Genomic DNA, 25,748 nt, shown 5'->3' with positions numbered 1-25,748 from the left:
AAGCGGGAAGCCTGTTTTAAGATGAGGTTTCATTTGAGGTCCCCTACAGACGATGGGGTTGATAGGCCAGACCTGGACGCACCGCAAGGTGTGAAGGCTACTGGTACTAATAGACCAAAACAAACACACCAAACCCAAACAACAAGCAGGGTTTGGAGAAACAACACAAACAACAAAGCAACAGACACGTCACTGTCACTCGCGTCCACTACACAGTATCTGACACAACACACACGACCAGGCACACACAATGCCTCGTGTGTTTGTCGGTGGCCTATAGCAGCAGGGAAACGCCCGGACCCATTCCGAACCCGGAAGCTAAGCCTGCCCGCGCTGATGGTACTGCAACCGGGAGGTTGTGGGAGAGTAAGAAACCGCCGACACCAAACAACAACAAACAACTCAATAAACAACAAAGAGAGACCGTTAAAGCACAACTGCTTTATGGTCTCTTTTTTGGCTTTCCACCACCCCCGCACCCCGCAAGCCCTAACAGGCCGAAAAGACCCGAGCCTAACAGTCCAGACCTGAAAACCGAACGGCGCAGCTGGCGTACCACCCACCCAAAACCCCGGGAAACCCTGACCTGCGGGTCTGGACTTCCACCTCTGGACACATACAAAAGCCAGCCGCCACCGTGAACAGGAATCAGGTTGCGCCTAGAGCTGACCCGAGAGAAGTGGCAAAGCGCGGCAAATGGATACCCGCCAACCCAAAAACGCTGGGCTGGCGGGCTTTTTATATTGAGGTAAAAGCTGGCGATTGGCCTTCGGCTCTTAACCCTTCTTGCATCCGCGGGTGTCATGCAAACCGCACTGAGGAATACCAATGAGCGAAAGTACCATTGATGAGAGCGTGACTGGGATGGCGATGATGTCGTAAATGGGGGAATCGACGACGAGCTCATTGAGATCGGTGGACGAGCCCTGGTTGGTATTGTGGGCTGTGCTGTCTTCAGCGTTCGCAGTGGGGGCTGCTGTCAAAAGCAGTGCGGCGGCGCCGATGATAGCTAGGGGCTTCTTCATCGAGTCAGGTCCTTTCGGATAGGGAAATATAGGGGATTTCCAGGCTATCGGACCGAAAAGTTTAAGGCAATGGGTTGTCGTCGCTATTCCATCGACGCTGAGTGTAGTGGTCTTGTGGCGGAAATTAATGGTCAATCAATCTATGGGTATAGAGGGGCAATTGTGAGGTGAACTCACGGGTGTCGCCGGTAACGGGGTCAATGAAAGAAATGTTAGTCGCCGTTAAGTGCATCGGAACTCGCATGTCTTCGGCCTCGGCGGGGTAGATGACGGGGTAGATGGGGTCGCCAATAATGGGGATGCCCGCTTGAAGCATGTGAAGTCTCAGTTGATGTGTCTTGCCCGTGTGGGGTTTGAGGGTGTACTTCGCTAGATCGGGTAGTGGTCCGTGGATGGCTTCGTAGGGGGCCTTGTCGATTGGTTCGACTGCGGCGACTTCGGTGATGGCGTTGACTTCGCCCTCGACAATGCGCCCTTGTAGTTCGCCCGGGGTCTTCTCCATGCGGGAGCGCCAGAGGGTGCCGGGGTAGACGTCGGCAAGCGGGGCGATGGCTTCGTACGTCTTGGTGACGCGGCGCTCGGCGAAGAGCGTTTGGTAAGCTCCCCGAACGGAGCGGTCTTTGGTGAAGACGAGTATGCCGGAGGTAAGGCGATCGAGGCGATGCGCGGGGGAAAGTTCGTTGTTGCCTGTCTTTCGGCGTAAACGTACGGTGGCTGTCTCCGTAATGTGGCGGGCGCGGGGCATCGTGGCCATGAAGGGAGGTTTGTCCGCGACGAGAAGGTGGTTGTCCTCAAAGAGGATGGGAATGTCGTATGGGACGGGAGTTTCCGGTGCCGGCATGCGGTAGAAGTAAAGGACTGTGTTGGTGGCCAGGATGGAATGAGGGCTTAAGTGGGTGCCATCTTGGCGCACAACCTCCCCGGCATCAAAACGTGCTTGAAGCGCACCCTCGTTGTCTTCGGGGTGGCGATGGCGCTGCGTGAGGATGAGATTCTGCACGAAGTCCCATGCTGATACCGGACCTTCGGTGACGCGAGCCTGGGTGGGATTTAGACCATCACGGATAGGAAGTGGGGTTGCGCCACGCCTTTTTTGGACTATTCTTTCTCCCATGGATTTTAACTCTATTCTCGCGCCCGTCATTGACTTCTTTTCCAATGGTATCGGTGCAGTCATTCGTGACATTGCGGTGACCCTGTACAACGTCCTCTTCCCCGCTAATGCGGATGCTGCTACCACCCCACAGGCCGGCCTATAGGTATTAGACTGGAGGTGTAAGCACGTCGAAAGGATAAGGTCATGGCCAAGGAAGACATTGTCGTCGTAGCCGTTGATGGTTCGGAGGCGTCGAAGAACGCCGTCCGTTGGGCTGCTAACACTGCAATGAAGCGCGGGATCCCGCTTCGCATCGCATCGAGCTACACGATGCCGCAGTTCCTCTACGCCGAAGGCATGGTTCCGCCGAAGGAGCTTTTCGACGACCTCCAGGCAGAAACCCTTGAGAAGATTGAGGCTGCCCGCGCTGAAGCCCACAAGGTAGCGCCAGAGCTGAAGATTGGCCACACCGTGGCTGAGGGTTCCCCGATTGACATGCTGCTGGAGATGTCCAAGGACGTCACCATGATTGTGATGGGCTCCCGCGGCATGGGCGGCCTGTCCGGCATGGTCATGGGCTCGGTCTCTGCGTCGGTGGTTTCCCACGCGTCCTGCCCGGTTGTGGTTGTGCGTGAAGACAACCACGTCACTGATTCCACCAAGTACGGCCCGGTTGTCGTGGGTGTCGATGGCTCTGAGGTCTCCCAGAAGGCTACGGACTACGCCTTCAAGGAAGCGGATGCGCGTGGCGCTGAACTCATCGCGGTGCACACCTGGATGGACATGCAGGTCCAGGCTTCCCTCGCTGGTCTGTCCGCGGCTCAGGCTGAGTGGGCAGAGGTTGAGAAGGAGCAGGCAGAGCTGCTGACTGAACGCCTTGCTGACCTTCAGAAAGAGTACCCGGATGTACCGGTCAAGAAGGTCATCGCCCGCGACCGCCCGGTCCGTGCGCTGACGGATGCCTCTGAAGGTGCCCAGCTGCTGGTCGTCGGTTCCCACGGCCGTGGTGGTTTCAAGGGCATGCTCCTTGGCTCCACCTCCCGTGCCCTTCTGCAGTCGGCTCCGTGCCCGATGATGGTGGTTCGCCCAGACTCTGAGTAACCGTTCTATTACTCCGCAATAACGATTCGGCTGCAGCAGCCTGTGAATGGCCCTGCAGCCGGATCGTTTCGTCGTTTTGTGCGTACACTTGTGGACGTACGCAACAAAATTTCATTAACAAGGACTAACAAGGAGTAGTACATCATGGGACTTGGTCTCGGTTTCTTTAGCTCGATCATCGTCGGTATCATTGCCGGTTGGCTCGCAGAGAAGATTATGAAGCGCGATCAGGGTCTGTTTACCAACCTCATCGTCGGTGTTATCGGCGGTGTTATCGGCGGTGGCCTGCTGGCCCTCTTCAATAAGAACGTGGGCGATAGCTGGTTCCTTATGATCATTACCGCCACGGTCGGTGCATGTATCTTGCTGTGGATCGTGGGCGCAGTGACTGGCCGCAAGAAGTAAAATTTCACATACATACCGGTTTGTCTATATTGTGTAGATGAACCGGTTTTGTCATGTGAGGAGAAGAAATGGCTGAGAAGAAGTCGCGACGCAATCGCCCGAGCCCGCGCAGCCGACTGCTCGATTCAGCAACGCGGCTCTTTACCACTGAGGGTATTCGCGTCATCGGCATCGACCGTATCCTGCGCGAGGCCGACGTAGCCAAGGCTTCGCTGTACTCGCTTTTCGGCTCTAAGGATGCTCTCGTCATTGCCTATGTTGAGGCGCTTGATGAGCAGTACCGTGCCGATTGGCAGGAACGTACCGAGGGCGCTACCGATGCGGAAAGCAAGATCCTCGCCTTCTTTGATAAAGCCATTGAGGAACAGCCCACCATCGAATACCGCGGCTCGCACTTCCTCAACGCAGCGGGTGAGTATCCGCGCCCAGAGACCGATGCCGAGAGGGGTATTGTAGCTGCCTGCGTGGAGCACCGCTCCTGGATGCACTCCACCATTACAGCGCTCCTCAACGCTAAGAATGGCTACCCCTCAGAGGATCAGGCCAGCCAGCTCCTCATCTTCTTGGATGGTGGTCTTGCCGGTGCACGGTTGACCCGGGAATCGGCACCGCTGGTCACCGCGAAGCAGCTGGCTATTCAGCTGTTGTCGGCTCCTCCCGCTGACTATTCGATTTAACAATCTTCCGTGCCTCAGCAAGGATTGCTGAGTGGCGCTTTCGGGAAACGTCGTATTCTTCCTTCTGCTCCGGATTAGCCTTGAATTGAGCCTTCAGGGCCTTCTTGTTTTTCTTGGCTTCCTTCGTACGCCAGCGCTGAATGCTTGCGCGGCGCTGCTCGTGAACGGCCTCCGGAAGTGGATAACGTCGGCGCAAGATTGACTCATAGACAACGGTCTGCACTAGCGAGAAGAGGTAGGAACAACCCCAGTAGAAGATGATGGTCACGGGGATGGGGCCGTGCCACGCCACATTCCACAGCATCCAGGGGATCAGCACCACCATGAGCGCCATGAACCACAGCAGCCGGCGTGGAATCTTCTGATCAAACTGCGTGGTGAGGAAACCGCGGTAGAGCATGATGAGGGTGCTCAAAGAGGTAAACACGAGCGCAGCCACGAGCATGGGTAGCACCAAGTCACGGTGGTCGCGGGCGAAATCCGTGAGGGGGACGCCAAAGACGGTGGAGGTGCGGAAGGAGGAGACGTCGGAAAGCGTCAGCATCCCCACCTCTTCCTGGGTAGAACCGGAGACCCTCAGAACCACCTGGTAGAGGCCAATAAACGCGGGAACAATGATGAAGGACGGGAAACAGCCGAGCATAGGGTTGTGCTTGTAGCGCCGCTTCAACTCGCGCTGCTCGGTGAGGAGAGCTACCGCCTCTTCGACGTCCGTGACGTGGCGCAGCTGTTGATTGAGCTCCGTCATCTCCGGGCGCATAAGCGCACCAATACGCCCCTGCTTGACTGACTGCCAGTTCAGTGGGGCAATGATGCCGCGTACTGTCAGCACGAGGAAGACGATCGTGAGGATCCATGCCATCGAGCCGTCAAGGAACGAGCTAAACAGCAGATGCCACAGCTTCATGATCCCGGAGACGGGGTACATGAAAATCTCGAGCATCGTGGACTCCTCTCCGTCCTCTGAGTGGGGTACTTATACGGTACAGGGGCTAGGGTAGAGAACATGCCACAGCCCACAACGCGACGAAGAACAACGGTGAGCACCGTCATTGGAGAGCTCATGTTGACAGCCGGCGTGCTGCTTTTGCTTTTCGCGTTTTATGAGTCCTATTGGACCAATATCGCATCCGGCCACCTGCAGGAGGAAGCCAACGAAACCCTGCAGGAGGAGTGGCACAATCCGCGTGGACAGGGCCAGGCGCCGAAGCTGGGTGAGGCTTTTGCGCGCCTTTACATCCCGGCGTTTGGTTCTGACTTCGCTTTCGCGGTGTTGGAAGGCACGAATGAAGATGACCTTCTGCGCGGCCCCGGACGGTATACGGATACACAGATGCCCGGTGAGCTGGGGAATTTAGCCGTCGCGGGACATCGTGTGGGCAAAGGCGCGCCGTTTAATGACCTGGGTAACCTGCAGACCTGCGATGCCATCGTGATTGAGACATCTACGGAGTGGATTACCTACCGCGTGCTGCCCATTGACGGAGCACCAGCAGACTGTCTCACGCCTGAGCAGCGTGAGAAGCCGGAGTACCAGCAGATTCAGGGACGCCACATTACGCTTCCGGGTGATGTCAGCGTGCTGGATCCGATACCGGGCACCCCGCCGGACGCAGGCGTTGAGGCTAGTGAGGGGCTGCTCACGCTCACCACGTGCCACCCGCAATTCTCCAATGCGGAGCGCATGATTATCCATGCCATGGAGACCGAACGGGAAGAGAAATCCCCCGACTCTCACGAGAATGACCGCCCCGCCGTCTTGGAGGAGAACTAATGTATCGCGCGCTCTGGAACCTTTTGCCCGGCCCGACTGTGGTGAAAGCTGTGCTGGCGGTGGCCCTCATCGTCGCCGTGTTCTTCCTGCTCATGGAGGTTGTGTTCCCGTGGGTCTCGACCTTGATGCCCTACAACGACGTCGCCGTGTAGCAGCGCTGGGCGCTTTAGAGCCCAAGGTGTGCAATAGTCTCCTGCGCAATGAGCTGCGGCTTCAGGGTTTGTAACTGGTTTGACCACACGAGCACCGCGTGGGTGTCCTTCTGCACGGCGAAGACGGAGTGATCCTCAAATACTCCACGCCCGCCTGACCAGCCGTCGAATTCCGCCAGCTCGGTGTCGTTGATGGGGGCGGCGGCATCGACAACCGCGCGCGCCTCCTCCACGCTGGGCATCTCCCGTACGATGACGGTGGCCTGCGGCTCCTCCGGGTAGGACCAGAATACGCAGGCAGGGGTGCTAAAGCGCTTGTCGACGCCCCACCGGGTCATCCTCTGCCCATTCGTATCTGCGACCCACTGGGTATCCAGGTAAGGGCAGTCTTCCCAGTCGGTGACCTCAGCCGAGGCGTCGACGGGCAGTCCATCGCCGCTGGCGGCAGGGCTCTCCGGAGAGCCAGCTAGGGAACTGTCCGTAGCGGGGGCGCTGTCGTGAGTGTCGTTCGGTGTGGGGTTTGCGGGCTGACCGGAGTCTGCGCAGCCGGTGGTGAGAAGGCCGATACTGATCAGACAGGCAGCAAGAGGGGGAAGTAGGCTGAGGCGCATGACCTCCACACTAGACCAGCGTTCAGTTGACTCGGATGCAATGCGCAACGGGATCCACATCCTGACCGCGACGCTTCTGGTGGTGGCTATCTTCACCACGGTGCGCCTGCCCTTGTGGCAGGGCGTGCTCAATCTGCTGCTGCTCGTGTCCTTCGCCGTGGTCTACTTCGGTGGAACCGCCTACGTCGAGTCGTTGCCCCGCATCGCGCAATATGGTTGGTTGGCTATCCTCACGGTGCTATGGCTGGCGGATATGGCGGTGGCCCCGGCGGCCATCTACCTCGTCTTTTCTTTGTATTTTGTGTATCTCTACGTGTTGGAGATGATTCCTGGCATTATCTGCGTGCTCGTGGCCACGGTGGTGACCGTCGTTGTGCAGATACCAGGCGGGCTGACTTTTGGTGGCATCATGGGGCCGGCAGTCTCAGCTTTGGTGACTATCGCTATCACCTATGCTTTCTCTGCCTTGAGCAGAATGAACCGCGAACTTATGGAAACCCGCTCGCAGTTAGTGGAGTCCGAGCGCGAGGCTGGCATGACCGCCGAACGCCAGCGCATTGCGCACGAGATTCACGACACCTTGGCCCAAGGGCTGTCCTCGATTCAAATGCTGCTCCATGCTGCTGACCGTGACCTCGCCACGGAGAATATCCCCAAGGCGCAAGAACGCATTGAGCTTGCGCGCCGCACTGCAGCGGATAACCTCCATGAAGCCCGCGCCATGATTGCGGCACTGCAGCCGGCCGCACTGTCCGAAACGTCCCTCGGGGCAGCGCTGACCCGCATGGCGGATAATTTTGCGGCCACCGGGGACGTGGACGTTTCAGTGGATGTGGAAGGCGAAGCGCAGCAGCTTCCTATGAAGGTGGAGGCGGCGTTGTTGAGGATTGCGCAGGGCGCGGTGGGCAACGTCGTCAAGCATGCCCACGCCTCCAAGGCCCGAGTGACCGTCACGTATGCGCCGGACGAGGTGCGCGTGGACGTGGTGGATAACGGTCAGGGCTTTGATGTGGAGGCGGTGGAGAATAAACCCGCCGGACTAGGCCATATTGGGCTGGCGGCTATGCGTCGCCGTGCGGAAGAGCTCGGGGGCGAGGTCGTGATTGAATCCACACCAGGCATGGGTGCGGCGGTCTCAGTTAGTGTGCCCTTAAATAACGATGTAGATTAAGAATTTGTCCACACCGTACCAATGAGGAGGAAGCCCGTGATTAGGGTCTTGCTTGCCGATGACCACGAGATCGTGCGCTTGGGTCTACGCTCGGTGCTCGAGGGCGCCGAGGACATCGAGGTAGTAGGTGAGGTTGCCACGGCTGAAGCCGCGGTATCTGCCGCACAAGCAGGCGGAATCGATGTCCTCCTCATGGACCTGCGCTTTGGCGCCGGTATTGAAGGCACTCGCGTCATGACCGGTGCGGAAGCCACCGCGGCTATCCGCTTTTCCATGGATAATCCCCCCAAGGTCCTCGTGGTGACCAACTATGACACCGATGCGGATATTCTCGGTGCTATCGAATCCGGTGCGGTCGGCTACTTGCTCAAAGATGCGCCACCGGCCGAGTTGCTTGCCGCGGTGCGTTCCGCTGCCGAAGGTGACTCGGCGCTGTCCCCCGTCGTGGCGGACAAGCTCATGACCCGCGTGCGCACCCCGCGTACGTCGCTTACGCCGCGCGAGCTGGAAGTTCTCAAGCTCGTCGCCGCTGGTTCGTCCAACCGTGAAATTGGCGTGGAGCTTATGCTCTCAGAAGCCACGGTGAAATCCCACCTTGTCCACATTTACGACAAGCTGGGCGTGCGCTCGCGCACCTCTGCCGTGGCTGCTGCCCGCGAGCAGGGAGTGCTCTAAAGGTTGTTGGCGTCGCGGTAGGCCAAAATGACGTCGTTGCGGATCTTGCCGCGCTCAGCTACCTCGTAGCCGTGCTTGGCTGCCCACTCGCGGACATCAGCGGGCCTGTAGCTGCGCGTTTCCTTCTTGATGGGGTGGCGAGCAGCCTTCACAAAAGGTTCCATTGCGGCGTGAAACTTCTCTGCATTCTCCTTGGAAACATCCAGGAGATAATCCTTCCCGTCAACGCTAAAACGGATGACGGTAAGTTCTTCTTCAGTAAGCGGGCTATTGTCAAGGTCATCAAAGAACTGCGTTACTTCGCGGCGAGCCATGATTCTCCATACGGTAGTGGTGTGTTCCTTCCGGCCTTGTGTGCTGGGCGGGAAGGCGATTGACAAAAGAAGCTATCTTTTGAGGGATGGCTTTAGGGACTATTTATCCTCGCCCCCGACTATATATGAGAAATAGTTTTATCTACACCGGAGAACACTAAAGAATTAGAGCTGTGCGGCAAAACGGGGCGATATTCCGCGCTAGATTCGCCACGTGACTTTTGGGGAATCGGTGAAGAAACTGATTCTCTTTTTAAATCCGTTTTAAAAGGTCTAGGGCGTGGAGGTAAAAATAGCGGTGAAAACACGAAAGCCGCGACCATGGAGGCCGCGGCACAGGCAAGCTGGGTAGATTAAGCGCGCAGCTTGGCCTGGATATCGGCGTTGATGGAGTCAATCTCACCGGAGATGGAGCGGTGTGCACGCTGACGCTGCTGCTCGGTCATGTACTCAGCGTTCTCGATAGCAGCATCGAGCTCATTGAGGCGCTCCTTGACGTCACGCTTGAAGCCGACCGGCACGTTGGCGTCCTTCAGGGAGTTGCGGATGCCGGCGGTGCGGGCCTTCAGCGGTGCGCCGTGGCCAGCAAAGGACGCGAGCTGGTCAGCGGAAACACCCGCCTTCTGGGCGCGATTCTTTTCTACCTCTCGCTGCGCGGCGGTAATACCGCGGTAAATCAGCGGCAGCAGCAACGGGGCCGCGGTGCGCAGGGCGCCAGCGTAACGCTTGACGTTGTTCTTGTTAAAACGGCCTTCCTTGATGCGCTCGAGTTCTTTCTGCGCCATCTTGTACTCGTGCTTGCGGCGCTTCTTCAGACCTTTTTCTTCGGACTTGATGAGGGCCTTCTCTTGCTTGGCCAGCAGCTTCTGCTGACGGTGCCGTGCCTTATCTGCTGCTTTGACCTCGGCCTTTGCGCGGGTCTTGGCGGCCTTGATCTCGGCGCGGGCTTCGCGGCGGGCCTTGCGGATCTTCTTGATCAAGCTCATTGAAACGTCCTTTATTTTTTATCGGTAGGGTCTCGCTACAACTTTAGCAAGGTGGTCTACTAAGCTCACCTGGTGTGAAAGATGTGCTCGTCGCCACGGACCTCGTGGGCTGCCGCTATCGCCTCGTGCAGCGCCGCGCACATCCAGACATCCCGCGCACCCCGACGGGCCAGGCTCGCGCGGAGCGCCATGCCGCAGCCATTGAGGCTGCCCTGGCTCTCGTTCCCCGCAAAGGCCCCGGTCGTTTTCGCCGCATCGACCTTGAAGGCGATGACTTCGAACGCGCCATGGCTACGCTTGAGGCTTTGGCTTACGGTTATACCCACATCACTAACGCGGTTTTCTCTACCAACGAGTGGATGGTTCGGGTGGAGCTCCTCATTCGCGAGAGCGAGAACTACACCCCAGTCATCGTCTCTGATCACCGCGTCGCCCGTCCGAATGACAACGCACGCGCCGTGGTCGTGCCTACGCATCGCCTGGGACTAAGCGAGCCTTTGCCGGCGAAGTACAAAATTAAGCATCATGCCGTCGACGGCTACCGGCTCGCCCTAGCCGCGCGGGGCCTAGAGGAGGTGGGCCTCAACTCGGGGCGCGGGGCGACGATTGGTCAGGATCGAACCCAGGCTTTTGTTACCGATACCGCGCGTTATCCCATCGATGCTGCGCTTGCCCAGCCTCTCCCGGAAGGCCCGCGCCGCGTCAAAGAGTGCGCGTCGTGTCGCTTCTGGCATCTGTGCGAGCCCCAGCTTGAGGCCCGCGATGACATTTCCCTCTTCCTACCGGGCGACCGTGCGAACCCTTACCGGGAGCGCGGGATTGAGACGGTGCAGGCGCTTATCGACGCCTCCCTCGGCTCCCCCTCCACCCTCGCCGCCGCCTGGCGCGAAGGTATTCCGTTGCTGCGCCGTAGCCAGGTCAGCGTGCCTCGCGCCGACGTCGAAGTGGATGTCGATATGGAGGCGTACCTCGACCAAGGCGCCTACTTGTGGGGCGCGCGGCTCAACGGTGAGTACATCCCTTTCGCGACGTGGGAGCCGTTGGGCGGCCGCGCGGAGGCGGAGAATTTCGCCGAGTTCTGGGAATGGCTGATGACCGTGCGTGCCCAGGCACACGAGGAGGGCAAGACCTTCGCCGCCTACTGCTACTCTGCCCACGGCGAAAACCACTGGATGCGCCGCTCCGCCGAGCGCTTCCACCAGCCTGCGCTCCAGGAAGTCGAGGAGTTTATTTCCTCTGAGGAGTGGGTCGACATGTTCGTCCATGTCAAACGCAGCTTCGCCGGGACGTCAGGCTTGAGCCTCAAGACCGTCGCGCCCGTTGCGGGTTTTGAGTGGCCGGAGGACTTCGACGGCGAGGAATCCGTTAACGCTCGCCGCGCCGCATTGGCAGGCGATGTTACTGCCCGCGAGCAGATCCTGCGCTATAACGCCGGCGATGTCACCGCCACCCACGTGGTCCGCGAATGGATGTCTGCCGGCGCGCCGGGCATCCCGCCGTTGGACCCCTAACCGACGGCAGCGTCATCGCCTCGTTCCATTTCCCCAGACCTGGAACACGAAACTCCCTGGTGGGTGGTGGGGCGTCGGCAAGCGCTTGGCGACGCCCTGTAGGTTTCGGGTTCCAGGTCTGGGGGTTTAGATAAAGAAGCTGAGGGCGCCCACGAGGACGAGGAGAGCAAGGGCAATCAGCGCTTGGTTCCAGTCCGTGGTGGTCTCCGGAGCTGGGCCCTCGGCCTTCTTTTGGATCACTGCCTTCTGGGCCTTGACTGCGCGGGCGGTGAGGACCGGGAAGAGTGCCATGGAGCCGAGGCTGAGCAAAGAAGCGACAACCATGGTGAGGGAGCTGGATGTGGCGAGCCACAGCGCGAGGCCGCCGTTGATGAAGACGGAGCGCCCGATTCCCCAGCGGTTGTATTCGCGCAGGCCTGCCCGCACTGCGGAAGGGCCACCGCCCATGGTTGTGGGCATGAGGTAGCTCATGACGCCGGTGAGCAGTTGAGCGGCAAAGCCGACGACGAGCGCGAGCATAGGAATCTTCGGCTCCTCGGTGAAGAAGTGCTGCGCGGTGTAGTAGGTCAGGCCGCCAACCAGCCAGAACGCTGAAAAGAGGGCGGAGAGCGCAGGGAAGGTGATGCGCCCGCGGGGATCCTCGGCCACGGTGAGCACATTGACCAACCAGCCTTGTAGGCTCGCCAACCAGCCCACGCAGTAGACGATGAGCCCCGCTTCAGGGACGTTCCACGCGGAACCGATGAGGGTGGCCAGCACGCCGATGCCCAGCAGCGTGAAGCTGAGGCGCATGCGTGGGTTGACGCCCTTGGTCCGCCAAATGGAGGGGAACAAGATAGTAAGTGACCCTGCCGCGGCAAGGCCTACGAAGCCGCCCACATTGGCGGCTACATGAGCGATGAGCAGACGCGGATGCGCGGGGAAGACCGCGAGCAGCGCGCCGAGGGCCGCGCCCACGGCGAGGGAGACCGCCGAGGCCACGTAGGCGGCGACGACCGGCCGGAAGCGTTTCGATTCCGCCAGGCGCCACAAACCGAAGAGCACTGCGCCGTGCCAGAGCACCGCGGCGCCAACGAAGGTAGCGCCCACCTGCGTCAGAATCCAGTGAGGCTCCCATGCCTCAACGAGCAGCTGACCAATCAGCACGCAGATGACGCCGACGTTGAGCAGATAGATGCGTGCAAGTTGTTGTGGCCGCGCAGAATCCGGGAGCTTGAGCTGCACAAACTTCTCGGTGAGGTGCTGGGACCACACCACGATGCTGTTGGTGAGAATACCCAGCGTAAAGAGGTGGATGAGTACCCAGCGGTAATTAGGGATAAGAATGTGGGAGACACCGGCGAGGAGGAAGACCATCATCCAGATGCTGACTGGGCGGGAGGCTTTCCTATGCCATGTACGTGCTGACCACTTGTCCATAAAACACGATTTTATCCGGTTTTTCTCACAACCCAACTCATGCCCGCAATACCCACGGCCAGCAAGGCGTAGGTGGCGATGAAACCGGGCCAGGGGAGGGCGTCGAAAAGCATGCCGGACACCGCGCCCAATACGGAACTGCCCAGGTAATAGAAGAAGACATACAGGCTCGAGGCCTCTGCGCGGTCATGCGTTGCGATGTGGCCTACCCAGCCTGAGGCCGTCGAATGCGCGGCGAAGAAGCCAATAGTGAGCAGGACGATCCCAAGCAAGGTGGGGATGAGGGAACCTGCGCACAGCGCGATGCCCACGGCAAACAACGCACAGGACAACAGCAACGTGTTGGCATGGCCTACCTGAGTGACGAGCCGACCCGCGCGGGCAGAGGACCACGTGCCCGTGAGATAGAAGAGGAACACTAGGCCAGCCAGGCCGGGCGAGAGGTGGAAATGGTGGATAAGCCTGAATCCCAAAAAGTTATAGAGGGACACGAAGGTGCCCATGGCCACAAAAGCCACGATGAACAGCGGGATGAGGCGGGTATCGCGCCCGTGGCGGAAGATGGCGCTGAGCTCTGAGCGGAAGTGAATTTCCTTCGGTGTGAAATTCTGCTGGTAGGGCAGCAGGATCGCCGCAATGATGGCCAGGATAAGAGTGACCAAGCTGGAGCCGAAAAGCGCCCAGCGCCAGGAGGTGAGCTCGAGCAAGCCAGTGGGGATGAGGCGTCCGGTAAGGCCACCAATGGTGGTGCCGGCAATGTAGAGGCCCATGGCGCGGGCAACGTAGTTGGATTCCAGTTCCTCCGAAATCCAGGCCATGGCGGTGGCAGGTGCGCCGGCAATAACGGCGCCCTGAAGCGCGCGGATGGCAATGAGGAGCTCCGGATTCGGAGCGAGTGGTACGAGCATGCCGATGAGCGTGGCGGCAATGGTGGAAACGAGCAGGAGCTTTCCGCGTCCAATGCGTTCGGAAATGATGGAGACCGGGATGACGCAGACGGCCAGCGCGCCCGTGGCGGCGGAAATGGTCATGGCGGCCTGGGTGGACGACATGCCCATGTCCTCCACCAACGTGGGCAGCATGGCTTGGGTGGGGTAGAGGCAGGAAAAAATCGCCAGGCCCACGAAGAGCATGGCGATGGTGGCGCGCCGGGTTCTCGTCATGCCTATAAGCATGGCCTGCCCGCGGTTATGTGTAAAATGTTCAGAAATGACGTAAACCATGCGAGGTGTGCATGAACCTGGAGGATGTACGCGGTGTCGTCGCCGTGGCCGACCACGGACTGGTGGGAGCGGCGGCAGATTCCCTTGGACTTTCCCAGCCCGCCTTGACCCGCCGCGTACAGCGCATAGAGACCGACATCGGCGCGAGCCTATTCCAACGAAGTGGTCGGCGCCTGCGGCTCAACTCACGTGGCCGCGTCTTCATTGAGCAGGCTCGCCGCATGCTCACCGCCGAAACTGCGGCACGCGATGCCGTGGCGCGCCTCATGGATCCAGAGCGCGGGACGGTGCGGCTCGACTTTATGCATTCCCTAGGAACCTGGATGGTCCCAGAGCTGCTCAAGGCCTATCGCGCCGAGCACCCCCACGTGGATATTCGCCTGCATCAGGGAGCTGCGCGCGTACTGGTGGACCGTGTGCTGGCAGGCGAATCGGACTTGGCCCTTGTGGGTCCGCGCCCAGACCCCGACGCCGCGGTGGGCTGGCACCAGCTCAAACTGCAGCGCCTTGGCCTAGCGGTGCCGGAGGGCCACTGGGCAGCGGGCCGAGACAACGTGCGGCTCGAAGATTTTGCTGATGAGCCCTTTATCGGCATGTTGCCGGGGTACGGAACGCGCATGCTTCTCGATGATCTCGCAGCCCACGCCGGGTTTAGCCCGCGCCTCGTCTTCGAGTCGATGGAGCTCACAACCGTCGCGGGGCTCGTCGCGGCTGGGCTCGGCTCGGCGCTGCTGCCGCTTGATGATCCGTACCTGCAAACCAGCAACCTCATCCCGCTACAGCCCGCGGCCTACCGTGAGCTGGGGCTGGTGTGGCGCATCGGCGATGAGGCACCACCCGTGGAGCGCTTCAAAGACTTTGTGGTAGGGAATCCGCCAGTGCAGTCAGCGCCTCCGGCGTAGAGACTTCATGTGGCAGCCAAGGGATCTCCACGATTGGCTGACCAGGCAACGCCTGTGCCAAGAGTGCGAGTGCCTCGTCCTCGGAGGCGCGGCGCTGTGCTAAGAACGCATCCTGGCTGTCCGGCGTGCGGCGGTTGACCACGAGCCCGCCTACATGTACTCCGTTGGCGGTAAGCTCCTCGAAGAACTCGGATGTTTCCAGCACCGGGGTGCGGTCAGCGGTGAGGACGAGATAGAAGGTGGTCGTCGAGGCGCTCGTCAGTGCTGTGCGCAGGTGCTCAAAGCGGCGGCGGCGCTTCAACAGCGTGGAGCGAATCTCCTGGTTGCGGCGGTCGACCGGGTCCATGGAGCTGGCGGATACCGACTTCTCCGCCGAGGTCATCCCCCTCACCACGGCACCGAACTTATCGGATTTTTCGCGCCGCGCCAGCAGCCCATCGGTATAGGCCGCCATGATGTCCGGCAGCGCCATGAGCCGCGAGGTATGCCCAGAAGGCGCGGTATCGAAAACAATGTGATCGTAGTTCGCACGGTCCTCGATGAGCTCCGCGATGCGCTCCAGCATCGCCGCTTCGTGCGTGCCTGGCGAATGCCGGGCAAGCTCAGAGGCCAATGGCTAGGGTAAAAGCGGATTCCGTACTTTCCACCCTGCAAAATGGAAATCTCCATCCTAATACATGATTCTGCTGTTGAATCTGCCAAATAGAAGGGCTGATCAGGTTCGTAATACCACGTTTCAGGCCCTCCAGCGATGCACTCACCAGTGGAGCGCCCTCATATGGGAAAACAGAAAGACAAAAGCATCAAACGTTGAGTACTAGTTCAACACTTGATGGGTGCACCAGACGTAGATGTCCATTGAGCGAGGTCTGTTGAGCTGGCGCAATACATTGAGGTCGATAGGGATGGGGGATTCAGCTACATGGCGGAAGAACCGGTTCGTTAAAACCAACTCTGATTCCATGAAGCTGCCTTGGTTCGGGTCGCGTGCGTCAAACCAAAGGTTCCAGTCATCCAAGATTTGAGTGTTTGCACCTCGAGCGTGCACTCCATCATCGCTTTGGACGGTGATAATCGAGCTGGCTAGTCGTTTGATTTGCTCACGCAGTAGAGTGACGTTCCCTCGTTTTCCCCGTTAGCGCGGTTATCAATTCCAATTGCTTGGAGGAAGTGACTCATAGAGTGGCCGAGTGGAATGGCGGGCTGAGATTTTCCGTCAGTTAGGGCCCTTGTGGTCAGGCACGGGCCCATATTGCTCAGTCGCAGGCACCTGAAAAACGGCGAAACCGCGCCGGGCCCTCAGAAAATCCGAGGGGCATCGGCGCGGTGTAGCGCTAGCTGGCCCTAAGGCCGGTGAGCTGCTTACTTGGTGGCAGCAGCGTAACGCTCAGCAACGTCCTCCCAGTTGAAGACGTTCCATACAGCCTTAACGTAGTCAGCCTTCACGTTCTTGTACTGGAGGTAGAAAGCGTGCTCCCACATATCCAGCATGAGCAGCGGGGTGAAGTTCACGGAGATGTTGCCCTGCTGATCGGTGAGCTGCTCAATAACCAGGCGGCCAGCAATGTGGTCGTAGCCCAGAACTGCCCAGCCGGAGCCCTGCAGGCCGGTAGCAACAGCGGAGAAGTGAGCCTTGAACTTCTCGAAGGAGCCGAAGGCACGGTTAATAGCCTCAGCCAGCTCGCCAGTCGGCTCGCCGCCACCGTTCGGGGAAAGGTTCTTCCAGAAGATGGAGTGGTTGGTGTGGCCACCCAGGTTGAAGGCCAGGTTCTTGGACAGCGCGCGGATGGCGTCAGCGTTAGCCTCGCCGTTGCGCTGCTCCTCCAGAGCCTCGAGTGCAGCGTTAGCGCCAGCAACGTAGCCAGCGTGGTGCTTGGAGTGGTGCAGCTCCATGATCTCAGCGGAGATGTGCGGCTCCAGTGCGTCGTATGCGTAGTCGAGTTCCGGAAGTTCGTAAACAGCCATTGTTAAAGTCCTTTCTTTCGGGTTCGCGGCCCATGGTAGGGGCAGATTGAGAATTTGGCCACAAAATTTTCTACGGTGCTGACCCTGCAGTGTTGTCCGAGCGCGGACCTCCCTAAACAAAAACTGGCTCCTCCGCAGAAGGGAGGAGTATAAGAGGGTGCATCGACACGTAAAGGAGAATCTTGCATGTTCCTCTACAAGCCAGAACCCGTGCTCGTTTCGAAGGACGACGCACTCCCCGGACGAGCGGAGCCCGTCCTGGCCAACCCGCAGCCTCATGCCGTTCTTGGTACGCCGATTACTGGCCCATGGAAGGAGGGGCAGAAGTCCCTCCTTATAGCCATCGGATGCTTCTGGGGTGCTGAGAAGATGTACTGGGAAACCGAAGGAGTGGAGTCCACCTCTGTGGGCTACGCCGGTGGAATCACCCCGAATCCCACTTATTACGAAGTCTGCCGCGGCTTGACCAACCATGCGGAGGTTGTTCAGATTACGTATGACCCGGAGCGCATCAGCCTGCGTGACCTCGTGGTTAAGGCGCTTGAGGCCCATGACCCTACCCAGGGATTCCGCCAAGGCAATGACGTGGGCACCCAGTACCGCTCCGCCTTCTATCCAGAGACAGAGGAGGAGCGCGAGGAGATTCAGCAGCTGGTGGATTCCTACGCCGAGAAACTTGCCGCGGCCAACTTCGGTGACACCACCACTGAAGTCACCCTCCTCAGTGAGACTGATGCTGGGCAGTACTACCTTGCTGAAGATGAGCACCAGCAGTACCTGCACAAGGTGCCCAACGGCTACTGCCCGCACCACAGCACGGGCGTGAAGTGCGACTAGAGCTGCGCGCGTACCTGCGTCCGGAAGTCGGACGGTTTATTGAGCTGGTCGCGCTCAACAAAGGCGCGCATGCGCTCGGCTAGCTCGGGCGTGAGCTGGGCACGCGTTTGTGAACCGAGGACGGCATCCCAGTACCAGAAGGTTTCCTCAAAATAGTTGTGGCCGTGGCCGCCGGGCACGTTGAGTGAATTGATCTGGTCAAGGGCTACTTGCCAGAAGGTAATGAAGGGATGCCAGTGTAGGTTCTTAAAGGTATCGGCATGCAGCGCCTTCGGGGTGGGCTCGTGAATCCAGTTGGGGCGGGCGTAGATGAGTTTGCTATCCCACCAGACGATGGGGTCGGAGGCATGCTGGCCCACTGCCACGCGCGGGCGCTCCCACGGGCCGTAGGGCTTCCCGAAAGCATCGTGTTCCATGTGTTCGGGTACGGCAGCGAAGCGGAGGTGGCGGCCGCCGTCGATAAGCGGCAGGCGCTCTAGGGAACCACGCTCACGGTGAAGACGACGCATAAAGCTGGTCATGCGGGGCGGTCCGGTGAAGACCGCGCCGTCACACTCGGCGAGGAGATCCTCGAGGTTCTCGTAGTTTTCCACAATGGCATAGCAGCCCAGGGATTCACCGCTGAGGTAGAACCTCGGGCGGTTGTCCTCCGGGAGGAGCTCAAGGCGCTCCCGCACAGCGGTGATGAGCTCGCGGGCAAAGGTAGTGGAGAGGTCTTTGTCCACGAGATAGGAAAACATCGAGGGCAAATAATCGAACTGCAGCGCTACCGTGGCGCAGTTGCCGCGGGTGAGGAATTCGTAGCCGGTTACAGAGTAGTTGTTGATCCAGCCCGAACCGGAGGGTAGCTGCACCACGATGGTGTTGCGGTGGAAGGCTCCCGTGCGGTCCATTTCCGCCACGGCTTGGCGGGCAGCTGCCTGAGGGCCGCGGCCACGAATCAGGCCAATATAGATGCGGATCGGCTCGCGGGCTCGCTCAAAGTGCATGACCTCCCGGATGTCGTCGGCGCGCGGGCCGCGGTCAAGGAAAGCTCTGCCCTGTGAGCCGACGGCCGTCCACGGCTCATGGGACCACGGGCTTCCGGAACGTTCCGGCTCCCACGGCATGGAGGAGCCCGGGTAGACCAGCCTGTTGAGCTCCAACGCGTTGATAGAGGCTGAGCTCAGCATCCGGCGCCACACCATGCGGTCACTGAGGATGGCAGCAGCAAAACCCACCACGCCGCCCGCCAGTGGCCAGGCAATCCACCGGGGAAGCCAACGCTGGACCTGATAGGAGAGCTGCGTGACGGTGAGCTGGGTAGCTTCGCCAAGAATCAAGAGCGCGCCATACCCGGCGGTACCCACAATCATGCCGAGTGCCGCGGTTTGGGGACCGCGGTCATTGAGCTTACTGACCAAACGGGCCTGCTCCGTCTGGTTGCGCAGCGACCGTATTCCCGCCACGAAGGTGCCCAGCCCGAGGACGTAGTAGGAATAGCGGCGAGTGGTAGGGCCGACGTGGTCCTGCGGTCGGCGTCCTGCCAGGCGGAGTGCTTGCTTTGTAGCGAAGGCTGCGGTCGTTGCAGCGAGGTGCCCCGCGCCTTGGCCGATGGCCACATTGGCCGCCGTGACCCACCACGGGCGCGGAAGAAGCGACGGGGAGACAGCCGCCCACGTGGCAACCTCAGCGCCAAAGAGACCGGGCCACATGTTTTGTGGCAGACGTCTCCTCCCCGTCATGCGCACGCCTGGCGTAAGATCGCTGACTAACTCCAAGCCAAAAATTGCAGCGTGGAGGCCATTTTGGGCGGTCTTTAGGGTGATGCGGCGAAGGATTTTGCGCATGGTCGCCATTGAACCAGCTTTAACGCTGCCGTGCAGATATCTGCCAAGAGGTGTCCGATCGGGCATAAAAATGTGAGATCGGACTACTGATTCTGTGAATTCGGGCGCATAACGAGCAAAATTCGGACATTGGGGGCAGAATAGGAGTCATGGGAAATCATGTTGGAAACAAAGTAGTACTCATCGGCGCCGGCGATGTTGGAGTCGCTTACGCCTACGCTCTGGTAAACCAGGGCACTGTTGATCACCTGGCCGTCATCGACATCGACGAGAAGAAGCTCGAAGGCAACGTCATGGACCTCAACCATGGTGTCGTCTGGGCCCCGTCCCGCACCCGCGTGACCAAGGGCACCTACGAGGACTGCAAGGACGCCGCCATGGTCGTCATCTGCGCCGGCGCTGCGCAGAAGCCGGGCGAGACCCGCCTGCAGCTCGTGGACAAGAACGTCAAGATCATGAACTCCATCGTGGGCGACGTCATGAAGAACGGCTTCGACGGCATCTTCCTCGTTGCCTCCAACCCGGTGGACCTGCTGACCTATGCCGTGTGGAAGGCCTCCGGCTTCCCGCACCAGCGCGTCATCGGCTCCGGTACCGTTCTGGACTCCGCTCGCTACCGCTACATGCTCTCCGAGATGGATGACGTGGCTCCGACCTCCGTCCACGCCTACATCATCGGCGAGCACGGCGACTCCGAGCTGCCGGTCGTCTCCTCCGCTAACATCGCAGGTGTGTCCCTGTCCCACCGCTCTGAGAAGGACCCGGGCTACAACGAGCGCATCGAGAAGATCTTCGAGGATACCCGCGACGCCGCCTACCACATCATTGACGCCAAGGGTTCTACCTCCTATGGCATCGGCATGGCCCTGGCCCGCATCACCCGTGCGGTCATCCAGAACCAGGCAGTGGCACTTCCGGTCTCTGCTTACCTGCAGGGCGAGTACGGCAAGGAAGATGTCTTCATCGGTACTCCGGCCATCGTTGATCGCAACGGTGTCAACCGTGTTATCGAGCTGCAGCTGGATGAGCACGAGCAGGAGCGCTTCGAGAACTCCTACAACACGCTGAACACGATTAAGGAAGAAATCTTCGGCTAGTGAAGATTGTCGCCCATAGGGGATACTCCGGGAGATATCCGGAGTTATCCCCTCTTGCCTTTGAAAAGGCGCTCGAGTTGCCCATCCATGGCATTGAGTGCGATATTCGCCTGAGCAGCGATGGCAAAGTGGTGGTCCACCATGATCCCACGCTGGACCGCACCACAAATGGTTCGGGCCGTGTGTCCCGCCAGACGTGGGAAGACCTGCGCCGTCTCAACATTGGGGGCGGCCAACGCATGCTGCTTTTCGACGAACTTCTGGAGATGCTCGACGGCAAGAGCCACCACCTCTACGTCGAAACCAAACACCCCTCGGGGCAGGGCGACATCCTTGAGGAGCAGATGGTGCTGCGGCTGCGCTACGCGGGGCTTATCGACGACCCCCGTATCCACATGATTTCCTTCTCTCACCGCGCCATCCGCCGTATGACCGCTCTTGCTCCCCAGATCGACCGCATTTATTTGCGCCGCGATTGGGAGCGTCACGTCAACCGGCCTGATGTCCTGTTATCCCAGCCCACGGGCTTGGGCATGTCGATTCTCCGCGGCAAGATCCAACCTAATGCCATCGGCGCGCATGGCCTGCCGACGTACATGTGGACCATCGATAAGCCGGAAGACATGAAGTGGGCATGGGCCAACGGGGTAGATATTCTCGCCACGAATGAACCTGTAGTGGCCCTGCACGCCATTGAGCTCTAGCGAACAGGTAAGTTGTTGGGTATGGCCAAGAAGAATAAGAAGAACGAACAGCTCCCGGAGGGCATGTCCCGCCGCCAAGCTAAGCTCGCTGCCCGCGCCGCTGAGCGCGCTGCCCTGGAAAAGGATCCCCGCCCGTTTGGTGGTCTCGCCGCTGAGGCTAGCCTCGTTGCTCTGCAGGAATTCGTTCCTTCCGCAACGGCGAAGCTCTCCGTCAAGGGCTTTGACAAGGACGTCTACGTTGCGACCGTGCTGCCGGGTGCCTCTGCAGCGCTCATCCGTGATGAGGAGTCTGGCGGAGATGCCTTCGTGGGTCTGCAGGTGCAGTCCCATACCCATAACCCGGGCCGCGATCTGGCATTCGCCCTCAACTGGGTAAAGAACAACGCGCCGGGCTCCACCCTGGAGTCCACCGCTGCCGACGGATCTCAGCCGGAGCTCTCTGAGCTTCTCGACGAATCCGCTGAGCTCGACATCACCGTCTACCAGGACTTCTCCTGGTGGATGCCGGAAGGTGCACAGGTCCCGCCGCACATGGCACAGGCTCTGCAGCGCGCCAATGATTCCGTCATCGAGTCCTACCAGGTAGGCCAGGACGCTGAGGGCCTCATCGGCACTGCCTTCTGGGCTAATGCCGGTGGCGGCAAGGCGCATATCCGCTGGGTCCGTCCGTGCGATGATGAGAATGCTTTCCTCAACGCCCTGTCCCGTGTCGCCGCACGCGGTGAGCTCAACCTGGGTGAAGGTACCAAGTTCGCTGGTGTCTTCCGTACCCACGGTCTTATTGCCCCAGTCTTCGACCTTGACCCGGACGTTGCGCACGACTCTTACGAGGCCGAGCTCTCTCGCGTGAACAAGGCTCTGGAGGAAGAAATCTCCAACGATGCCAACCTCAACGCTGACGAGCGCAAGCAGCTGCAGAACATCAAGTCCCGTCAGGTGACCCTGCGCTAGAAACGACCAGTCGAAGTCCTAGCGCATAGAGTCCCATAGGGCCTGTGCGCCGGCGTCATCCCAAAGGACGACGTTGCCCACCACGGTGTCCTGGAAACCGCCAATCGGTACAGTCTCCGTCTCCACTCCAGAGGACATGGATAGCGCCACGCGTGCCAAGTGCCAGACGTGGTCCTTGCGGCCCACGATGAAGGAGTCCGCAGTGTGGTTGACCAAAGAGATGGCCTTAAAAGGGTTCGCGATGGTCGTCGGGGAGGTTGTCTTTTCCAACAGGGCAGCGAAGAATTCGCGCTGTCGCTGCACACGGTCAAGGTCACCCATCGCGGTAGCGCGGGTACGCACATAGCCCAAGGCATCCGGCCCGCGGAGCTTCTGGCAGCCGGCCTGCAAGTCAATACCGGCGAGCGGATCGTTGATGGGCTCCTGCACGCAGATCTCGACGCCGCCGACGGAATCCACCACGTTGGCAAGGCCGCCCATGCCGATCTCTGCATAGTGATCGATGTGCAGGCCTGTGGACTGCTCCACGGTCTGAGCAAGCAGTTGAGGGCCGCCGTAGGTAAACGCGGAGTTGATCTTGTCCATGCCGAAGCCGGGGATATCAACGTAGCTATCGCGCGGGATGGAGACAAGCTTGGCCTTGCCAGACGTCGGGATGTGCAGGAGCATGATGGTGTCCGTGCGGCCCGCGCCTACGTCACCACCGGTGCCCAACTCTGCCTGCTGTTCCTCGGTGAGCCCCTGACGGGAGTCGGAGCCCACGAGTAGCCAGTTAGTGCCGGAAGTCGACGCCACCTGTTCTTCAGGTAGCGCATCGATGCGGGTCAAGCGACTATCCGTCCACAAGGTGAACACCACGGTGAAGACGAGCGCGATGGCAACGAGCCAGCCCGCGCAGCCGAAAACCTGCTTGAGCGGGTTGACCTTCTTGCGGCGGCTGTGCGGGCGGCCTTCAGCACGACGACGAGAGACGCGCTTAGGCGCATCTGGGTTATAGCTGCGTGGCGGCTGCGCAGTGCGGTCCGCGTAGGGGCGAGGTTGTTGGCGCGGCGGGTTCTGGGCCATATAGGCATCGACGTCGAAACGAGTTTCCTCGCGGCGCGACGCTGCTGGGCGGCCGCGGTAGGGCTCTGCGGACCGCGCGCCGGGGCGGCGTGCTTGGGAGGACTGGGGGCGGCGGCGCACTGGGCGGCCATAGCGGTCACGCAGGGGCTGGCCATCGGCACCGAGGACAAACTCGCCCAGATCGGCATCGCTGGCATGGGCGCCAGCAGACTGAGCCGAGCTGCCGGAACCCGCGCGGCGGTAATCGCCGGGGGACTCGCCCGCGCGGCGCGCCTCGCGCTCTGGATCGCGTCCTTGATAGGTCATGGGGAACACTGTACCGCCTAATCACTCCTGCCCCAGAGTTCACAGGGCGTGCGCGGAGCCTTTTCCAGCTACTTTTTAAGCGCCAAAGAGAGCGGCGTAACCGACGAACGCGACAGCGTCGATAAGAAAGTGCGCGATGACCAGCGGCCATACCCGTCCAGTGCGGTGAAAATACCAGCCATAGAGTAGCCCCATGACGATATTGCCACACCCAGCCGAGATTCCTTGATAGAGGTGGTAGGAGCCACGAAGGAGGGACGTCGCCGCCAGCGAGGCGGGAAGAGCCCAGCCGCACTGCTTGAGCCTGGTCATGAGCCAATAAACCACGACGAGCTCCTCCGCCCAGGCGTTAGCGAAGGACTTGAGCAGCAAGACGGGGATTTCAATCCAGGTATCAAAAGCACCCGGAATGACTTCCTTGGTCCAGCCCCAGTGCAGCGCCGTGTAGTAAAGCACCAGCCCCGGCAGGCCAATAACAGCGGCTAACGCCGCGCCATGGAGGCCATCGTGCCAACGAGGTCGCGGCGGCCACGCAAGGAGATAGAGCACGAGCGCGCCCCACGCCACCAAGATGGCGGTGCTGCACAGCTGGAAGGCGAGGTCGAGCAGCGTCGTCGTGGACTGCGAGGAGTTGATGGTGACGGATTGCTCGTTGAGCGGGGCAGGGTTGAGGAGGGAATCCGTAAGTCGGAGGATCGCGCGTACCCCGGAGATGCCGAACGTGATGGTGAGGACGATGAGAATTTCCGCCCGGAGGCGAGAGCGCGTCATGGTCATGGGTGGAGCACCTGGGCTAGGCCGAGAAGGGAGGCGTCGTCAAGCGTGATGCCGCCTAGATGAACGCCGACCGGCGGATGGTCGGGCACCGGCCACGGCACGGAGATAGCCGGAAGCTTGGCCACATTGAACAGTGAGCCCCACGGCGACCAGCGGGTTTGTTCGTCGAAATTCTCCTGATGGTCGCGGGCAAGGAAGTGCCCACGGCGCGGCGGATCGAAGGCCAGCGTGGGGGAGAGGATGGCATCGACCTGCCAGAACTTCCGTAGAACGCCAGGCAGAACGATGGCGTGACTGCGCGCGAGCAAGAGTTCCATCTCCGTGACACGGCGGCCCTGGGCCCGAATCCATTCGGCGTAGCCTTCTGCGAACTCCAGATCCGCCAGACGGTGGGTAAAGATGTGCTGGAAGGCCTCAAACGTTGCGGCCGCCTGCGGGTAAGGCGAGATGGCGACGGTCTCGAACCCGGCGCCCTCCAACCGGGCAGTGGCTTCCCTAACGGCGCGCAGCATGTGTGGAGCCACCTCTACCTCAGCGAAAAGAGGATCAGTGAGCACTCCAACGCGGGCGCGCGGTGTGCGCGGAGTTAGCCCGTGGAGGGTAGCGCTATCAGCCACGGAGCGGGTAATAAAACCGGGCACGGAGAGATCCTCGCCGGCAGGTTTGAAGCCCACGACACCGCAGGCAGCAGCCGGAACGCGGATTGAACCGCCGCCATCGGAGGCATGGGCCGCGCGCAGCAAACCCCGTGCTACCTGCACGGCCGCACCTCCGGAGGAACCGCCCGGTGTATGGCCTGGGTAAAGCGGATTATCTGGATGAGGAAGGCCCACGGGTTCCGTATCGACGCGCAAGCCCAGTTCGGGGGCGGCGGATTTGCCGATGATGACCGCGCCGGCGTCGATAAGCTCCTGCAGAAAGGGATCTGTCTCCTCGGCCAGGTAGGTGCGCTCAGCGTGGCCGTGGGTAGTGGGCATACCGGCGACGTCATTGAGATCCTTGGCAGAGAGAATCCACCCGCTCAAGCGCCCGTGGCGCTGCGGCCGGCGCTCCAGATCGATGTGCGTGAAGCCATGCTCCTCGGGGCTTAGCCCCGCAAGATCCTCGCGTAGCTTCTCCAGGGTGAACTCGCTAACGTCCATGGCGGCCCAGTCTAGTGGGCTAAGGTTGCCTGC

The 25,748-nt window shown here is 60.4% G+C and carries 29 protein-coding genes and 2 rRNA genes; 16 read left to right on the top strand and 15 right to left on the bottom strand.

The window, feature by feature from the left end:
• Positions 1-131: ribosomal RNA gene (locus QP922_RS08430) — 23S ribosomal RNA — on the top strand; the annotation flags it as partial.
• A gap of 134 nt (positions 132-265) precedes the next feature.
• Positions 266-383: ribosomal RNA gene (rrf, locus tag QP922_RS08425) — 5S ribosomal RNA — on the top strand.
• Between the two features lie 393 nt (positions 384-776).
• Here the strand turns inward: rrf and QP922_RS08420 are convergent.
• Positions 777-1,025, bottom strand: a complete 249-nt coding sequence (locus QP922_RS08420) for a hypothetical protein (RefSeq protein WP_284808876.1) — start codon at positions 1,023-1,025, stop codon at positions 777-779.
• A gap of 124 nt (positions 1,026-1,149) precedes the next feature.
• A complete protein-coding gene (locus QP922_RS08415) occupies positions 1,150-2,202 on the bottom strand; it encodes a pseudouridine synthase (protein WP_284808874.1) in 1,053 nt (350 codons plus the stop codon).
• Here QP922_RS08415 and QP922_RS08410 point away from each other — a divergent pair.
• The 4 genes from QP922_RS08410 to QP922_RS08395 all read left to right on the top strand — a co-directional run bounded on the left by QP922_RS08410 (position 2,138) and on the right by QP922_RS08395 (position 4,304).
• Positions 2,138-2,284 carry a hypothetical protein gene (locus QP922_RS08410; RefSeq protein WP_168165583.1) on the top strand — a complete coding sequence of 49 codons (147 nt, stop codon included), beginning with the start codon at positions 2,138-2,140 and terminating at the stop codon, positions 2,282-2,284. The two genes, QP922_RS08415 and QP922_RS08410, sit on opposite strands and share 65 nt — an antisense overlap.
• Before the next feature lie 41 nt (positions 2,285-2,325).
• The gene (locus QP922_RS08405) at positions 2,326-3,222 is read left to right on the top strand and encodes a universal stress protein (RefSeq protein WP_039672662.1); all 897 of its coding nucleotides are present in this window, start codon (positions 2,326-2,328) and stop codon (positions 3,220-3,222) included.
• Between the two features lie 144 nt (positions 3,223-3,366).
• Positions 3,367-3,627: a GlsB/YeaQ/YmgE family stress response membrane protein gene (locus QP922_RS08400; protein ID WP_039672661.1), complete on the top strand. Its 261-nt coding sequence runs from the start codon at positions 3,367-3,369 to the stop codon at positions 3,625-3,627.
• Between the two features lie 68 nt (positions 3,628-3,695).
• The gene (locus QP922_RS08395) at positions 3,696-4,304 is read left to right on the top strand and encodes a TetR/AcrR family transcriptional regulator (RefSeq protein ID WP_284808871.1); all 609 of its coding nucleotides are present in this window, start codon (positions 3,696-3,698) and stop codon (positions 4,302-4,304) included.
• Here QP922_RS08395 and yidC read toward each other — a convergent pair.
• Positions 4,261-5,247: a membrane protein insertase YidC gene (yidC, locus tag QP922_RS08390; RefSeq protein WP_284808870.1), complete on the bottom strand. Its 987-nt coding sequence runs from the start codon at positions 5,245-5,247 to the stop codon at positions 4,261-4,263. The genes QP922_RS08395 and yidC overlap by 44 nt on opposite strands.
• 63 nt (positions 5,248-5,310) lie before the next feature.
• Here yidC and QP922_RS08385 point away from each other — a divergent pair, with 63 nt between their 5' ends.
• Positions 5,311-6,078: a class E sortase gene (locus QP922_RS08385; RefSeq protein ID WP_284808867.1), complete on the top strand. Its 768-nt coding sequence runs from the start codon at positions 5,311-5,313 to the stop codon at positions 6,076-6,078.
• Positions 6,078-6,230 (top strand): hypothetical protein, encoded by a 153-nt coding sequence (locus tag QP922_RS08380; protein ID WP_181815411.1) that lies wholly within the window; start codon positions 6,078-6,080, stop codon positions 6,228-6,230. Before QP922_RS08385 ends, QP922_RS08380 begins: the two co-directional genes overlap by 1 nt.
• A 14-nt stretch (positions 6,231-6,244) precedes the next feature.
• Here the strand turns inward: QP922_RS08380 and QP922_RS08375 are convergent, their stop codons facing one another.
• Complete coding sequence (locus QP922_RS08375; protein WP_284808864.1) at positions 6,245-6,841, bottom strand: DUF2020 domain-containing protein; 597 nt, start codon at positions 6,839-6,841, stop codon at positions 6,245-6,247.
• On the opposite strand from QP922_RS08375, the gene QP922_RS08370 reads away from it, so the two are divergent.
• Together QP922_RS08370 and QP922_RS08365 are read left to right on the top strand one after the other, a co-directional pair.
• Positions 6,840-8,012 (top strand): sensor histidine kinase, encoded by a 1,173-nt coding sequence (locus QP922_RS08370; protein ID WP_284808862.1) that lies wholly within the window; start codon positions 6,840-6,842, stop codon positions 8,010-8,012. The genes QP922_RS08375 and QP922_RS08370 overlap by 2 nt on opposite strands.
• A gap of 36 nt (positions 8,013-8,048) precedes the next feature.
• A complete protein-coding gene (locus tag QP922_RS08365; protein ID WP_070673399.1) occupies positions 8,049-8,687 on the top strand; it encodes a LuxR C-terminal-related transcriptional regulator in 639 nt (212 codons plus the stop codon).
• On the opposite strand, the gene QP922_RS08360 is transcribed toward QP922_RS08365, so the two are convergent.
• Together QP922_RS08360 and QP922_RS08355 are read right to left on the bottom strand one after the other, a co-directional pair.
• Positions 8,684-9,001 (bottom strand): histone-like nucleoid-structuring protein Lsr2, encoded by a 318-nt coding sequence (locus tag QP922_RS08360; RefSeq protein ID WP_039672644.1) that lies wholly within the window; start codon positions 8,999-9,001, stop codon positions 8,684-8,686. The genes QP922_RS08365 and QP922_RS08360 overlap by 4 nt on opposite strands.
• A 353-nt stretch (positions 9,002-9,354) precedes the next feature.
• Positions 9,355-9,987 carry a DUF6474 family protein gene (locus QP922_RS08355; protein ID WP_039672640.1) on the bottom strand — a complete coding sequence of 211 codons (633 nt, stop codon included), beginning with the start codon at positions 9,985-9,987 and terminating at the stop codon, positions 9,355-9,357.
• A 74-nt stretch (positions 9,988-10,061) separates the two neighbouring features.
• Here QP922_RS08355 and QP922_RS08350 point away from each other — a divergent pair, with 74 nt between their 5' ends.
• On the top strand, positions 10,062-11,498 hold the full coding sequence (locus QP922_RS08350; protein ID WP_284808857.1) for a TM0106 family RecB-like putative nuclease: 1,437 nt from the start codon (positions 10,062-10,064) through the stop codon (positions 11,496-11,498).
• A gap of 126 nt (positions 11,499-11,624) precedes the next feature.
• Here QP922_RS08350 and QP922_RS08345 read toward each other — a convergent pair whose 3' ends face one another.
• Together QP922_RS08345 and QP922_RS08340 are read right to left on the bottom strand one after the other, a co-directional pair.
• Positions 11,625-12,917, bottom strand: coding sequence for a copper oxidase (locus QP922_RS08345; RefSeq protein WP_284808856.1), 1,293 nt, complete (start codon positions 12,915-12,917; stop codon positions 11,625-11,627).
• Positions 12,918-12,928: 11 nt separating this feature from the next.
• Entirely contained in the window at positions 12,929-14,080 is a 1,152-nt protein-coding gene (locus QP922_RS08340; RefSeq protein ID WP_284808855.1) for an MFS transporter, read from the bottom strand.
• A 71-nt stretch (positions 14,081-14,151) separates the two neighbouring features.
• Here QP922_RS08340 and QP922_RS08335 point away from each other — a divergent pair, with 71 nt between their 5' ends.
• Positions 14,152-15,042: a LysR family transcriptional regulator gene (locus tag QP922_RS08335; RefSeq protein ID WP_284808854.1), complete on the top strand. Its 891-nt coding sequence runs from the start codon at positions 14,152-14,154 to the stop codon at positions 15,040-15,042.
• Here the strand turns inward: QP922_RS08335 and QP922_RS08330 are convergent.
• From QP922_RS08330 to QP922_RS08315, 3 genes are all read right to left on the bottom strand, one after another.
• Positions 14,990-15,655, bottom strand: a complete 666-nt coding sequence (locus QP922_RS08330) for an ArsA family ATPase (RefSeq protein WP_284808853.1) — start codon at positions 15,653-15,655, stop codon at positions 14,990-14,992. The two genes, QP922_RS08335 and QP922_RS08330, sit on opposite strands and share 53 nt — an antisense overlap.
• Before the next feature lie 204 nt (positions 15,656-15,859).
• Entirely contained in the window at positions 15,860-16,114 is a 255-nt protein-coding gene (locus QP922_RS08325; RefSeq protein ID WP_284808880.1) for a replication protein RepA, read from the bottom strand.
• Between the two features lie 290 nt (positions 16,115-16,404).
• Positions 16,405-17,007, bottom strand: coding sequence for a superoxide dismutase (locus tag QP922_RS08315; protein ID WP_284808850.1), 603 nt, complete (start codon positions 17,005-17,007; stop codon positions 16,405-16,407).
• 186 nt (positions 17,008-17,193) lie between these two features.
• Here QP922_RS08315 and msrA point away from each other — a divergent pair, with 186 nt between their 5' ends.
• Positions 17,194-17,844: a peptide-methionine (S)-S-oxide reductase MsrA gene (msrA, locus tag QP922_RS08310; RefSeq protein WP_284808848.1), complete on the top strand. Its 651-nt coding sequence runs from the start codon at positions 17,194-17,196 to the stop codon at positions 17,842-17,844.
• Here the strand turns inward: msrA and QP922_RS08305 are convergent.
• Positions 17,841-19,682 (bottom strand): alpha/beta-hydrolase family protein, encoded by a 1,842-nt coding sequence (locus QP922_RS08305; RefSeq protein ID WP_502869596.1) that lies wholly within the window; start codon positions 19,680-19,682, stop codon positions 17,841-17,843. The genes msrA and QP922_RS08305 overlap by 4 nt on opposite strands.
• A gap of 140 nt (positions 19,683-19,822) precedes the next feature.
• On the opposite strand from QP922_RS08305, the gene QP922_RS08300 reads away from it, so the two are divergent.
• Genes QP922_RS08300 through QP922_RS08290 form a run of 3 tightly spaced genes read left to right on the top strand, consistent with a single transcriptional unit; the run spans position 19,823 to position 22,425 of the window.
• Positions 19,823-20,770 carry an L-lactate dehydrogenase gene (locus tag QP922_RS08300; RefSeq protein WP_284808845.1) on the top strand — a complete coding sequence of 316 codons (948 nt, stop codon included), beginning with the start codon at positions 19,823-19,825 and terminating at the stop codon, positions 20,768-20,770.
• Entirely contained in the window at positions 20,770-21,474 is a 705-nt protein-coding gene (locus QP922_RS08295) for a glycerophosphodiester phosphodiesterase family protein (RefSeq protein ID WP_284808844.1), read from the top strand. Before QP922_RS08300 ends, QP922_RS08295 begins: the two co-directional genes overlap by 1 nt.
• A 21-nt stretch (positions 21,475-21,495) precedes the next feature.
• Positions 21,496-22,425: a DUF5926 family protein gene (locus QP922_RS08290; RefSeq protein WP_284808842.1), complete on the top strand. Its 930-nt coding sequence runs from the start codon at positions 21,496-21,498 to the stop codon at positions 22,423-22,425.
• Between the two features lie 18 nt (positions 22,426-22,443).
• Here the strand turns inward: QP922_RS08290 and QP922_RS08285 are convergent, their stop codons facing one another.
• The 3 genes from QP922_RS08285 to QP922_RS08275 form a co-directional block, all read right to left on the bottom strand.
• A complete protein-coding gene (locus QP922_RS08285) occupies positions 22,444-23,796 on the bottom strand; it encodes an LCP family glycopolymer transferase (RefSeq protein WP_284808841.1) in 1,353 nt (450 codons plus the stop codon).
• 75 nt (positions 23,797-23,871) lie between these two features.
• Positions 23,872-24,567 (bottom strand): CPBP family intramembrane glutamic endopeptidase, encoded by a 696-nt coding sequence (locus QP922_RS08280; protein WP_284808878.1) that lies wholly within the window; start codon positions 24,565-24,567, stop codon positions 23,872-23,874.
• A gap of 2 nt (positions 24,568-24,569) precedes the next feature.
• Entirely contained in the window at positions 24,570-25,715 is a 1,146-nt protein-coding gene (locus QP922_RS08275; protein WP_284808840.1) for an amidase, read from the bottom strand.
• Positions 25,716-25,748: the final 33 nt, after the last annotated feature.

The sequence above is a fragment of the Corynebacterium sp. MSK218 genome (genome assembly GCF_030232655.1).
Lineage (GTDB): Bacteria > Actinomycetota > Actinomycetes > Mycobacteriales > Mycobacteriaceae > Corynebacterium.
This window is presented reverse-complemented; position numbering and strand designations above follow the sequence as displayed.